The following is a 12,116-nucleotide window of genomic DNA, read 5'->3' on the forward strand; positions in this document are numbered from 1 at the left end:
CTTGATAGCCGCGTTGCGCCGGCTCGATTTGGAGCCACCAAACCTTCGCCACCGCGCCTTGCTCTCAAGGCTCTCAGTGGCTCAGTAGATCAGCGAATTGACCGCACGGCACATCGACAGGCCGCAGGCCTGGATCAGGACATGGTCTTGTACAGTGAGCGCTTGGGCTTGGCCATCACCCGCTGCACCATCGGCTCAAAGAACTCCAGGGGCAGCACCTCACCATCCGGGTTGAAGGCGGGGGAGTCGTACTTGCTGACAAACTCCAGCGTCCGCTCGTAGTAGGGGTGATCCCGGTACTGTTCCCGCAGGTTGCGGTCCATGCCCAGGTGATGGAAGAAGTAGTAGCCCTGGAAGATGGCGTGGTGCTTGACCATCCAGTGATTCTCCTCGGAGATGAACGGCTCCAGGATGGCGGCGGCAATGTCGGCGTGGTTGAAGGCGCCCAGGGTGTCGCCGATATCGTGCAGCAGGGCGCAGACCACATATTCCTCATCCTTGCCGTCCCGGTAGGCGAAGGTGGCCGTTTGCAGGCAGTGGGTCAGCCGGTCCACCTTGAAGCCACCGAAATCGCCGTCGAGCAGCCTGAGGTGATCCAGGATCCGGTCCGGATGACCCTTGGCGAATTCCCGGTAGCACTGGCCGATCTTGTCCCAGTCCTCCTGGGTGCTCTCTTTCATGTCGGTGAAGGTGGCGCGCTCTTCCGCGCCGACGGTCATATCGCTCATGCCTTGACTCCTCATCAGTAGACGTCCTTTATTGTATTTGTTGGCGTTTGCCTGACCCGGCGTCGTGGCCGGGTGCATTGAGTCATCCCTGGAACACCATATAGCGAGTGTACGCTCGTTTTCTGTGAAAAATCCATTATTGCACAGGGGCAGGGAGAGGCAATTGGAGGATGGCTGGAAAAAGCCCCGCGCTGGCGGGGCCTGATGGTCAGCTTCAGAATTCGAAGGTCACGCCGCCGAGTACGCCGGGCTCGCCGTCATACACATCCAGTTCGGCGAACAGCTTCAGGTCGGGCTCGATGGCATAGCGGGCCGTGCCGGTGAGGCCGACATAATCCAGGTCCCCGGTGACCACACGGCCGCCAACACCCAGTTCCAGGTCATTCGTCAGTTGATGGCGAAGCCCCGCCCGGAAGCCCAGGCCGGTATCGTCCACGTCGCCACCGCGATCCCACTCGTATTCCTGGTACTCCAGGGTGACGCCGCCCCAGATATCGGTTTTGGCGTCCAGGCCATGACGGTAGCCGCCACCGGCGTGCAGGGCCGTCAGGTCCACGTCGTCGGTCAGGAACTTGAGGCCGCCAAAGGCGAAGATGTTCTCGTGCAACAGCACGGAACCACGGGTATCGAGCCCAATCAGGTCCTGCGACTCGAAATCCGGGTAGAGGGCCAGCCCGCCTTCCAGGTAGTTGTAGCTCAGGTTCTCGGCGAAGGCCGCCGCAGGCAGCAGCAGGGTGGCAGCCGCCAGTCCGCGAAATCCATTGTTCATAGTACGTCCTCGGGGTTGCGTTTACGGTCTTTGAAGGTCCGTGGGTCAATCCTGTTTCCGTTCGGAAACTGACGTCGAGATTAACAGAGCGCCGGGGTACGGTTGGCGAATATTTGGTAATGAAGTCAGCCACTAAAGGCCCGGGTAAATGGCGGGATGATCGATATGGGGCAGTTTCGGGGCGCGCCTGCTATGGTAATGTTCAGTATCCATCCAAGGTGGCAAGGACCTGAACAATGACAACAAAATACCTTCTTGACGAAACCCGCATGCCCAAAACCTGGTACAACCTCCAGGCGGATTTCCCGGAACCCATGGCGCCGGTGCTCCATCCGGCAACAAAGCAGCCTGTCGGCCCCGCGGACCTGGAGCCGCTGTTCCCGATGGCGCTGATTGAGCAGGAAGTCAGTACCGAACGGGAAATCGAGATCCCCGAGCCGGTGCGGGAGGTCTACCGCATGTGGCGGCCAGCCCCCCTGTACCGGGCCCACGGTCTGGAGAAAGCACTGGGCACCACCGCGAAGATCTTCTACAAGTACGAGGGGGTCAGTCCCGCCGGCAGCCACAAGCCCAATACCGCCATTCCCCAGGCTTTCTACAACAAGCAGGAGGGGATCAACCGATTGACCACCGAGACCGGCGCCGGCCAGTGGGGCACCTCACTGGCGTTCGCCGGCTCGCTGTTCGATATGGATGTGAATGTGTTCCAGGTGCGGGTGTCCTACGACCAGAAACCCTACCGCCGGGCGGTGATGGAAACCTACGGGGCGAAGTGCGTGGCGTCGCCTTCGGAGATGACGGAATTCGGGCGCAAGGTGCTGGCGGAGAACCCGGCCCACACCGGCAGCCTGGGCATCGCCATCTCCGAGGCGGTGGAGCTGGCGGTTCAGGACCCGGACACCAAGTATGCCCTGGGGTCGGTGCTCAACCATGTGCTGGTCCACCAGTCCATTATCGGGCTGGAATCCATGGAACAGATGGCAATGGCGGACACCTGGCCGGACGTGATTGTCGGTTGCACTGGTGGCGGCTCCAACTTTGCCGGCATCGCCTTCCCGTTCATGGGGCATGCCCTGCGGGGCGGGGAGAAGAGCCGGGTCGTGGCAGTGGAGCCCTCCGCCTGTCCGACCCTGACCCGGGGCAAATTCGCCTATGATTACGGCGATACGGCCCATATGACGCCCCTGACCAAGATGCACACCCTGGGCTCTGGCTTTACGCCACCGGGCTTCCATGCCGGCGGCCTGCGCTACCATGGCATGGCGCCCATGGTGTCCCATGCAAAAGAGCTGGGTCTGTTCGAAGCCACGGCCTATACCCAACGGGAATGTTTCGAGGCGGGTGTGCTCTTCGCCCGGGCCGAGGGCATCGTGCCCGCTCCGGAAGCCAACCACGCGGTCAAGGGCGCCATCGAAGAGGCCCTGCGCTGCAAGCGGGAAGGCACCTCCGAAACCATCCTGTTCAACCTGTGCGGCCATGGCCATTTCGATATGGCGGCCTACACCTCGTATTTTGCCGGGGAGCTGGGGGACTACGAGTACGATGATGCGGAACTGGGCATGGCCTTGTCCGGGTTGCCGAGCGTGTGACCGGCAGAAGCCTGCTTCCAGAAAAAAGCCCGCCGGTTGGCGGGCTTCATGGTTCTGGCCTTGGAATGAGGTCAGAAGGTATAGGACACCTTGGCCTGAACGGTCCGCTCCTCGCCAACCCAGCAGTTCAGTTCGTCGAAGCAGCTGTAGTACTCCTCGTTGAACAGGTTGTTCACTGACAGGCCGACTTCGGTTCCGCTGAGGCCCGGAGCCGCATGGCTCAGGTCATAGGTCAGCGCCAGGTCCACCAGGTTGGCGTCCGGTACCTTGCCGGCGGTGTTGGTGGCATTGAGTTCAGACTCGCCAATGTGGCGGAAGCCGGCGCCCAGGGTCAGGCCCGCTACACTGCCGTCGAAGAAGCTGTAATCCGCCCATGCGGAGAGCATCTGTTCCGGAACCCAGACGGGCGTATTGCCTTCCAGGCCGGTGTTGTCCTCGGTCACTTCCACATCCTGGTAAGTATACGCTAGGGAGAGCAGCAGGTTGTCGATGGGCTGGCTGGAGCCTTCGATCTCCAGCCCGCGGGAGCGGACTTCGCCCGCCTGGATCTTGTCGTAGGCGGTGCCGTTCGGGTCACGGGTCGGTACGTTTTCCTTCAGGATATGGAACAGGGCCACATCGATCCGGTGCCGGCTGTCCGCTGATGTGAATTTGGTGCCCACTTCGAACTGCTTGCCGGTGGAAGGATCGAACTCGTTGCCGTTGCGGTCGCTGCCTTCCAGGGGCTCGAAGCTCTCCGCGTAATTCACGTAGGGGGAGAGGCCGTTGTCGAACTCGTAGAGGGCGCCGGCACGGTAGGACCAGTTGTCCTGCTCCAGTTCGTTGTCCACCGGGGCGCCGTACTTGGTGCCTTCCTCGGTGCCCTTGAAGTCGTCCCAACGTGCACCACCAATCAGCACCAGCTGTCCGATGCGAATCTGGTCCTGCAGGTAGACCCCAAGCTGTCGCTTGCTCAGTTCGAAGTCAGAGGTGAGCTGGGTTCCGGACAGGTTCATATCGGGATCGATCTGGGTGTAGTCCGGATTGTAGAGGTCGATGGACGGAGCGCTGCCGTCAACACCGTAGACGTAGGTGTCTTCGTAGCGGACGTCGGAATCCAGTTCGATGTAGTCCACGCCCACCAGGACATTATGTTCCACGGCGCCGGTATTGAAGCGCCCGGATACCTGGTTATCCACCGTAAAACCCGTGGTGGTTTCATCGGTGAGGTAGGCTTCACGGTTCAGCGTGCGGCCATCCGCTTCCAGGCTGGTGCTATAGGTATTGGTCTGGTAGGCGTCGGCATCGGTGAACCGGAAGTTCTGCAGGAAGTTCCAGTTGTCGTTGAAGTTGTGGTTGATCTTGTAGCCGGCCATCAGCACTTCCTTGTCGAACTCGTTCCAGTTGGCGTCGCCGGAGAAGGCGTCCTGGTCGAGATGGCCGTTGGGGTTGTCTCCGAACAGTGTGGAGGCGGGCAGGGTGGAGTACATGCCCATTTCCGGATCTTTCTGGTAATAGAGATTGACGTTGACCAGGGTGTCGTCGGTGACCCGCCAGTCGACGGATGGCGCGAACAGGTAGCGTTCCTCCTCTGTCGTGGCGGCCTGGTTATCCTGGCTACGCCCGAGGGCCACCAGGCTGTAGGAAAGGTCGCTGTCGCCGATCTGGCCGGTGCTTTCGAAGGAGGCCTGTTTCAGATCCTGCGTGCCACCGGTGACTTCGATACGATTGAAGGATTCCGTGGATGGGCTCTTGCCAATCAGGTTCACCATGCCGCCCGGGGGCATACTGCCATACAGCGATGACGTAGGGCCCCGGAAGACTTCCACCTTGTCAACGGCAATCAGGTCGACCTGCGGCTGGAGGTTCCAGTCGTTGTACAGCAGTTGCAGGCCGTCATAGTAGTTCTGGTAGTTGATAAAGCCCCGGATGCTGAACAGGTCCAGCCGGTTGACGGAACCACCCCGCAATTCCGTGTTCACGCCGGGTACATAGCGCATGGCTTCCGCGACGGATTCCGAGCCGCGCATGTCAAGGGCGGTCTGATCGACCACGGTAATGCTCTGCGGTGTTTCCCCGGGTTCCAGGGCGGTCTTGGTGGCGGTATTCCGATAGGTGTCACTGTAGACCGTCAGCGGGGCCAGTTCGGTGGAGTCGTTATCCTGGGCCATGGCGCTGGGCACGGCGATTCCGGCAATGGCCAGCGACAGCAGGGAGCGATGGAAGAATGTCTTGGATGGCATGAACATTACCTGCATTGCGATGAAAATGGGGGCGTGTCGTTACTGCACGCGTCATGATAATCATTCGCATTGTATTTTGATTAACAGGTGTTCACTTAACCATTTGGTGCATGGGCAGGGTTTTGCCCTCGGCGGGCCGGATGGGTACCCAGTACTCGACGGTAATCTCATCCGCCAGTTCCGGGTCCGGTCGGGCGGGGTAGATTTCCAGATCGAAACCGTAGCAGCCCTGGTAGCCGGAGGCGGGCAGCCAGTCGCTGAGGAACCAGGACAGGGTCTTCTCCAGGTCTGTCAATGGTCCCTGGAAGGGCACCACGGCATATTCCTGGGCGGGTACCGTCAGCCGTGGCAGGTCAGGCAGTTGCTGCCAGGCGGATGCTTCGATACAGGCCCAGTAGGGGAAGCAGTGGTCGCCGGCATCGCCCGACACGTCCATCACCCCCATCCGGGCGACGTCCTTCGGCAGACTGTGGCTGGCGCCCAGGCGTTGCCACAGGTCCGGTATCCGCTGGGCAAAGTCCGGGGTGGGAGAGTAGATACCATGGATGTGACAGGACATGCCGACTACGTCGAAAGCCGGTCGTGACTCCACGCGTATCCGGGTCCGGTAGGGATTCTGGTGGAGCGGGGGCGCGGGTAGCGGTTCCACCGGAATGGGGGCCCGCAGGTGACAGCGGACTCCACGCTTGCGGTACTGGCCCGGAGAACAGCCGAAGTACTGCCGGAAGCTGCGACTGAAACTGATATCGGATTCGAAGCCACAGGCCAGGGCGATATCAAGTTGGCGGTCTCCGGTGCACAGCAACTGCTCGGCCGCCTTGCTGAGCCGGAGTTCGCGGATATAGTGGGCCACCGAGGAACCGGTATGGGCGGCGAACACCCGCTGGAACTGCCACCGTGACCAGCCGCCGAGGGTGGCCAGGGAAGCCACGGTCAGAGGCTGGTCCAGGTGGCTGTGGATGAACCGCAGCACCTGCTCAATTCTTGATTGCGGTGTCTGTGTATCCGGTACCATTAACGTCAGCCTGGGATAGGGACATCGGAAGCTGCATGATAAACGACAATGTTTCTCATTTATAATAGGGTCTGCCTATGATGTTTCTGAATGGAATTACCTGGCTCCTGGTGTTCCAGTTGGCGGGGGAGGTAGCTGTGCGCCTGCTGGACTGGCCAGTGCCGGGGCCGGTGCTGGGTATGCTGATGCTGTTTATCGTGTTGCTGGTGGCGCGTCAGGTACCGGCGTCCCTGGACACGGCTTCAACGGGGTTACTGGCACATCTGTCACTGCTGTTCGTGCCTGCGGGGGTGGGTATCATGGTTCACGCGGACCGGCTGCTGGCTGAATGGCTGCCGATTGTAGCGGTGCTGCTGGTGACTACCCTGCTGACCATGCTGTTTACCGCCGGGGTGATGCTGTTGGCAAGCCGATGGCTGGCGCCAGGTTATCAGCGGGAGGGTCAATCCCATGACTGAGCCGGATCTCGCCGATATCTGGGTCTATCTGTCCGCCTCGCCGCTGCTGGGGCTGACCATGACCCTGGTGGCCTACCTGCTGGCGTTTCGCCTGTACCAGCGCAGTGGCGGCTCTCCCATGCTGAACCCCGTGCTGGTGGCGGTGGCGATGATCATCCTGGTATTGCTGGTCACGGGTATTCCCTACCGGGACTATTTCGATGGCGCCCAGTTCGTCCATTTCCTGCTGGGCCCGGCCACGGTAGCGCTGGCGGTACCTTTGTTCCAGCAGTTGTCGAGGTTGCGCCAGCTCTGGCTGCCGGTGGCCATTGCCATCGTATCGGGCGTGGTGTTCGCGGCAGGCAGTTCCATTGCGCTGGCCTGGCTGTTGGGGGCCAGCACCGAGACCCAGCTTTCACTGGCGCCCAAGTCGGCCACGGCGCCGGTGGCCATGGGCATTTCCGAGACGATTGGCGGCCTGCCGTCGCTGACAGCGGTACTGGTCGTGGTGACCGGCATTGTCGGGGCGGTGCTGGGCACCCGCCTGTTCCAGGTGTGCCGCATCCGGGATGACAGTGTCCGGGGCATTGCCATGGGGGTGGCGGCCCACGGCATCGGTACGGCCCGCGCATTCCAGGTCAACAACACCATGGGAGCCTTTTCCGGCCTGGCCATGGCCCTGTCAGCGTTCGCCACCGCCCTGATCGTACCCTGGCTGGTGGACCTGATTGGACTGTGACGGTTCCGTAGGGCTTCGGGGCAGGGATGCAGCCGGATTGGTGCTGTGGAGAAATGCGCCAGACCAGGGGCTGGGTGAACGGGAACACTGGCAAACTGTAAAAGGCTGTGAAAACACTATCCCAGCATTTCGCTCGCGTCACAAACGGGCTAATCTCCTAAGTCCCACGTATTAATGATTCAAGCCCGGCACCTTTGTACGTCTCCTGGCGACTCTGGATCGACCGGGCTAGTCTGACAGACATAATAACAATGCGAGTAGTCGCTGATTGGAGTAGCGAATGGCAGGGGATGGTTTTAAAGAGGGCCTGCAGAGAAATCTTGGGACCTTACTCAATTCCTCGCCGGATTGCATTCTTGTCTGCGATGTGCGGACGCTGCAGTACCTGTACGTGAACCAGACCACCTGCGACATGACCGGGTACAGCACTGATGAACTGCTGACCATGACGGCCCCGGAGTTGACAGGGCAGTCCCCCGAGCACGTTCGCGCCGTCTATGAGAATGCCCGGCAGGCAGCGGAGAGAGGCTACACGGACGAACCCCGTTTGCTCGTGAACAAGACCCGATCACGCAGGGGCTGGTGGCAGGCCCATTTTCGCCATCGGATCATTGAAGGCCGCGAGGTGGTGGTCATCGTCTCCCGCGAGGTTACCCGCCGGTTGCTGGCCGAGCGGGCGGCCGCCCGCACCCAGAAGATCTACGCGGCCCTGAGCTCCACCAACGAAGCCATCATTCGCCTGTCCTCCCGGGAGGAACTGTTTCAGGCTGTCTGTGATGCGGCTATCGATAGTGGGGGGCTGACCACGGCGGCGATCCTGATGCCCAGGCCCGGTTCGGACATCCTGGAAATGAAGGCCATGGCCGGCTACGGTCGCGAGGTGCTAAAGGACACACTTATCTCGATTGATCCAGACAAACCGGAAGGGCGCGGGCTTAATGGAAATGCGTTTCGGACCCGTCAGCCATGCGTGTCCAACGACTACTTCAAGGACCGCCGAACCGGTCCCTGGCACCGGCAGATGCGTAGTCGGACGTTGCTCAAGGCTGTTGCCTCGGTACCCATCGTGCAGGATGGGGAGTCGATTGGCACGTTGCATCTGTGTTCACGGGAGAAGAATGCTTTTGATGAGGAGATTGTCGGCCTGCTGGTGAGAATGGCGGACAACATTGCTTTTGCCCTGCGCACCATCGAAAGTGAGGAAGAGCGCCGTGAGGCGGAGGAGAAGGCTCACTATCTGGCAACCCATTGTGGGCTGACCGGCCTGCCCAACCGGAATCTGCTGTCCGATCTGCTGGATCAGACCATTGCTTCAGTCAATCGTACGGGCCATAACCCTGCCCTGATGTTCGTGGACCTGGATAATTTCAAGGAGATCAACGATACCTGGGGCCATGATATGGGAGACCGGGTGCTTGAGAGAGTGGCGATGCGTCTTCAGGACATGTTGCGTGAACACGATGTGCTGGCCCGCCTTGGTGGCGATGAGTTCGTGGTGCTGGTGCAGGACATTGACCGTCGTGAGCACGCGGTCCGTGTTGCGGAAAAACTGTTGGAAGCCCTGCGGGAGCCCGTTGTCGTGGATAACCTGTCGCTGACGATCACGCTGAGTATTGGCATCAGTCTGTATCCGGACCATGGCAAAGATCATAAGGCCTTGATGAAGGCCGCCGACCTGGCCATGTATCAGGCCAAGGAACGGGGCAAGAACACCTGGGCGATCTCCGGCGACAAGGAGATAGAGAATTCCGCCTGATGGGGACTCCTGTTTCTCCGAAACGTTGAGGCAGTGCTCCCAGGCCCCGGGAGGTCTGTCACATTGCCGTAGGCGGCCCTGTACGCGGAAATTCGTGACGGATAGGGTGGTTTTGGCTGGAAAAGATTCTGGTCGTGGCAAGATCAGGGTTGGTGCGGTATCCCTCCCGGTCAATCCGGTTAATTGATCCCCCAAAGCAGGAGTAATGATGGGGCAGGATACAATTGATAACAAAAAGAATCAGGCGCCCGAGTGGGGTGTTTTACAGGCAATGCTTGGGTTTGGGGTTGACTGGATCTGGGAGCAGGATGCCAATGGACGGCTGATCCGGCTTGAGGGTCGCCATCTGGAGGGAGATGCCAGCGCCTCTGCCGACACCCTCCTTGGCCGTACCAGGCAGGAACTGGGCTTTGAGCCGGTTGGGGACTCCCTTGGGGAAGGTCCGTTGACGCCGTTCCGGAACCGGGTGCTTTCCCGGGTACTGCCCGATGGTGGCGTACGCTATGTCGAACTGGCCGGCGCACCGGTGCCGGATGTCGACGGGCATGGCCCGGGGCTTCGCGGAACCGGACGGGACGTCACCGCCGAGGAGCTGCGTCGCGCCATGACCGAACGCTTCCAGGCCACGATGGACGCCTCTCCGGACCTGATCTTCATTTCGGACCCGCAGACTCACCGCTTCATTTACGTGAACGATACCGCCTGTGAGGTGACGGGATATCAGCGGGAAGAGTTGATGAACCTCAAGGGCTATCATCTGACGGGCCGCACCCGTGAGGAAACCGATGAGCTGTTCCGGCAGGTGCAGTCGGCTGGACCCGAAGGTGTGACTGCCGAGCCGCATATGGCTGGCAGCAAGGACGGCAAACGCCGCGGGTGGTGGGAGCCCCACCACCGGATGGTGCGGATCGATGGCCGGCCCTGGATCATTTCCGCGTCGAGGGAGGTAACCGATCGGGTGCTGGCGGAGGAGTCGGCCCGCCATGCCAAGCGCATGTACGCGGCCCTGAGTGCCACCAACGAGGTCATCATGCACGCCGAAACGCCGGAGACGCTCTTCAACGAGGTTTGCCGGGTCGCGGTGGAGCACGGGGAACTGGCGGCCTCCCATATCCTTCTGTTCAATCAGGACAGTGGTAACCTGGACGTCGTGGCGATGGCCGGCACTGGTCAGGACAGGACACGTCGCGCGGTTATTTCCACGGACCCCAACCGTCCGGAAGGGCTGGGCATTGCTGGCACCGCCTTCCGCCTGGGACGCCCCGAGGTGACGGACGACTTCATGAATGATCCCCGCACCCGGCCCTGGCATCACCTGGCCGAAAAAACCCGGCTCAAGGCCGCCGCAGCGGTGCCCATTCTCAATGAGGGCCGCCCCCTGGGGGTGCTCTATCTCTGCGCCAGTGAACGTCGGGCCTTTGATGCCGAGACCATCGCGCTGATGGAGAGGATGGCGGACAACGTTTCCCATGCCCTGCGCACCCTGGAGCACGAGGCTGACCGGAAACGGGCCGAGGAGCGGGTCAGGTACCTGGCAACCCACGACAGCCTCACCGGGCTGCCCAACCGGGCCATGTTCGAGGAACTGCTGGAACGGGCGGTTGTCACCGCTCGCCGCTACGGGCATCGGCCGGCGGTAATGTTCATCGATCTGGACCGGTTCAAACTGGTGAACGACAGCCTGGGCCATGCCGCCGGAGACCAGTTGTTGCAGGAGATGGCGCGGCGTCTGAAAGCCGTGCTACGGGAATCCGACATCCTGTCGCGCCTGGGGGGCGACGAGTTTGTGGTATTGCTCCATAACGTGGCGGTCCCCGAGGATGCCGCCATCGTGGCCCGCAAACTGCTGGACGCGGCCCTGGAGTCGGTGAACGTCCTCGGTCATGATTGCCGGGTAACCGCCAGTATCGGGATCAGTGTCTATCCGGACCATGGCGAGGACCAGCCGACACTCATGAAGAACGCCGACACCGCCATGTACCTGTCCAAGGAGAAGGGCAAAAACACCTACGAGTTCTACGTGGACGGTATGCAATCGCTGTCCAACGAACGTCTGGTGCTGGAGGCAGCACTGCGTAACGCCCTGGTCAACCACGAGTTCGTGCTCAACTACCAAGCCAAGCTGGACCTGAAGAACAATCGCATTACCGGTGTCGAGGCCCTGCTGCGCTGGACCCATCCGGAGTTGGGCGAAGTGCCCCCGCAGCAGTTCATCCCCCTGTGCGAGGAGAACGGCGCCATCATTCCCATTGGCCGCTGGGTACTGGAAACCGCCTGCCGGCAGAACATGGAATGGCAGCGGGACGGGCTGCCTCCGGTCAAGATGGCGGTGAACATCTCCGCCCGGCAGTTTTCGGATCCGGAACTGCTGGACCACATACGTGATGCCCTGGACAAGAGCGGCATGGAACCGTCATTGCTGGAGCTGGAGCTGGAGCTGGAGCTGACGGAAAGCATGGTGATGCTGAACCCGGATCACACCATCCAGACCCTGACGCAGCTCCGGGAGATTGGCGTACGCACCGCGCTGGACGACTTTGGCGTGGGGTATTCGTCCCTGGCGCAGATCAAGGGCTTCCCCATCGATACCCTCAAGGTGGACCGCTCGTTCATCCGCAACCTGCCGGAAAGCGACCACGACCGGGCCATTACCGAGGCCATTATCAATATGGCCAGGACCCTGAGCCTGACGGTGATCGCCGAAGGGGTGGAAACCGAAGCCCAGGAGACCTTCCTGCGAGGTATCTCCTGCGACGAGTCCCAGGGCTTCTATTTCAGTCGGCCAACGTCGGCGGATGCCTTCTCGGCGTTGTTGCGTAACCATGGGGTGACCATCCCCGAGAGTGGGGGATAAACGGCCC

General features: G+C 61.1%; 9 protein-coding genes. 5 read left to right on the top strand and 4 right to left on the bottom strand.

Annotation, left to right across the window (positions count from 1 at the left end; translation table 11 throughout):
* Positions 1 to 134: 134 nt before the first annotated feature.
* Both RO069_RS12860 and RO069_RS12865 read right to left on the bottom strand, forming a co-directional pair.
* Positions 135 to 728 (bottom strand): HD domain-containing protein, encoded by a 594-nt coding sequence (locus RO069_RS12860; protein WP_328188022.1) that lies wholly within the window; start codon positions 726 to 728, stop codon positions 135 to 137.
* 214 nt (positions 729 to 942) lie between these two features.
* Positions 943 to 1,497, bottom strand: a complete 555-nt coding sequence (locus RO069_RS12865) for a hypothetical protein (RefSeq protein WP_328188023.1) — start codon at positions 1,495 to 1,497, stop codon at positions 943 to 945.
* 236 nt (positions 1,498 to 1,733) lie between these two features.
* Here RO069_RS12865 and RO069_RS12870 point away from each other — a divergent pair, with 236 nt between their 5' ends.
* Complete coding sequence (locus tag RO069_RS12870) at positions 1,734 to 3,086, top strand: TrpB-like pyridoxal phosphate-dependent enzyme (protein WP_328188024.1); 1,353 nt, start codon at positions 1,734 to 1,736, stop codon at positions 3,084 to 3,086.
* 71 nt (positions 3,087 to 3,157) lie between these two features.
* On the opposite strand, the gene RO069_RS12875 is transcribed toward RO069_RS12870, so the two are convergent.
* Both RO069_RS12875 and RO069_RS12880 read right to left on the bottom strand, forming a co-directional pair.
* Complete coding sequence (locus RO069_RS12875) at positions 3,158 to 5,308, bottom strand: TonB-dependent siderophore receptor (protein WP_328188025.1); 2,151 nt, start codon at positions 5,306 to 5,308, stop codon at positions 3,158 to 3,160.
* A gap of 91 nt (positions 5,309 to 5,399) precedes the next feature.
* Complete coding sequence (locus RO069_RS12880; protein WP_328188026.1) at positions 5,400 to 6,323, bottom strand: AraC family transcriptional regulator; 924 nt, start codon at positions 6,321 to 6,323, stop codon at positions 5,400 to 5,402.
* Between the two features lie 77 nt (positions 6,324 to 6,400).
* Here RO069_RS12880 and RO069_RS12885 point away from each other — a divergent pair, with 77 nt between their 5' ends.
* From RO069_RS12885 to RO069_RS12900, 4 genes are all read left to right on the top strand, one after another.
* Positions 6,401 to 6,781, top strand: coding sequence for a CidA/LrgA family protein (locus tag RO069_RS12885; protein WP_328188027.1), 381 nt, complete (start codon positions 6,401 to 6,403; stop codon positions 6,779 to 6,781).
* Positions 6,774 to 7,499 (top strand): LrgB family protein, encoded by a 726-nt coding sequence (locus RO069_RS12890; protein WP_328188029.1) that lies wholly within the window; start codon positions 6,774 to 6,776, stop codon positions 7,497 to 7,499. Before RO069_RS12885 ends, RO069_RS12890 begins: the two co-directional genes overlap by 8 nt.
* A 280-nt stretch (positions 7,500 to 7,779) precedes the next feature.
* Positions 7,780 to 9,255 (top strand): diguanylate cyclase domain-containing protein, encoded by a 1,476-nt coding sequence (locus RO069_RS12895; RefSeq protein WP_328188031.1) that lies wholly within the window; start codon positions 7,780 to 7,782, stop codon positions 9,253 to 9,255.
* Between the two features lie 208 nt (positions 9,256 to 9,463).
* Positions 9,464 to 12,109, top strand: coding sequence for a sensor domain-containing protein (locus tag RO069_RS12900; protein WP_328188032.1), 2,646 nt, complete (start codon positions 9,464 to 9,466; stop codon positions 12,107 to 12,109).
* Positions 12,110 to 12,116: the final 7 nt, after the last annotated feature.

The sequence above is a fragment of the Marinobacter sp. OP 3.4 genome (genome assembly GCF_036224885.1).
Taxonomy (GTDB): Bacteria; Pseudomonadota; Gammaproteobacteria; order Pseudomonadales; family Oleiphilaceae; genus Marinobacter.

Bases quoted from the DNA above. Each gene is read 5' to 3' on its own strand.
- RO069_RS12860 (WP_328188022.1), bottom strand. From the start codon at position 728: ATGAGCGATATGACCGTCGGCGCGGAAGAGCGCGCCACCTTCACCGAC.
- RO069_RS12865 (WP_328188023.1), bottom strand. From the start codon at position 1,497: ATGAACAATGGATTTCGCGGACTGGCGGCTGCCACCCTGCTGCTGCCT.
- RO069_RS12870 (WP_328188024.1), top strand. From the start codon at position 1,734: ATGACAACAAAATACCTTCTTGACGAAACCCGCATGCCCAAAACCTGG.
- RO069_RS12875 (WP_328188025.1), bottom strand. From the start codon at position 5,308: ATGCCATCCAAGACATTCTTCCATCGCTCCCTGCTGTCGCTGGCCATT.
- RO069_RS12880 (WP_328188026.1), bottom strand. From the start codon at position 6,323: ATGGTACCGGATACACAGACACCGCAATCAAGAATTGAGCAGGTGCTG.
- RO069_RS12885 (WP_328188027.1), top strand. From the start codon at position 6,401: ATGATGTTTCTGAATGGAATTACCTGGCTCCTGGTGTTCCAGTTGGCG.
- RO069_RS12890 (WP_328188029.1), top strand. From the start codon at position 6,774: ATGACTGAGCCGGATCTCGCCGATATCTGGGTCTATCTGTCCGCCTCG.
- RO069_RS12895 (WP_328188031.1), top strand. From the start codon at position 7,780: ATGGCAGGGGATGGTTTTAAAGAGGGCCTGCAGAGAAATCTTGGGACC.
- RO069_RS12900 (WP_328188032.1), top strand. From the start codon at position 9,464: ATGGGGCAGGATACAATTGATAACAAAAAGAATCAGGCGCCCGAGTGG.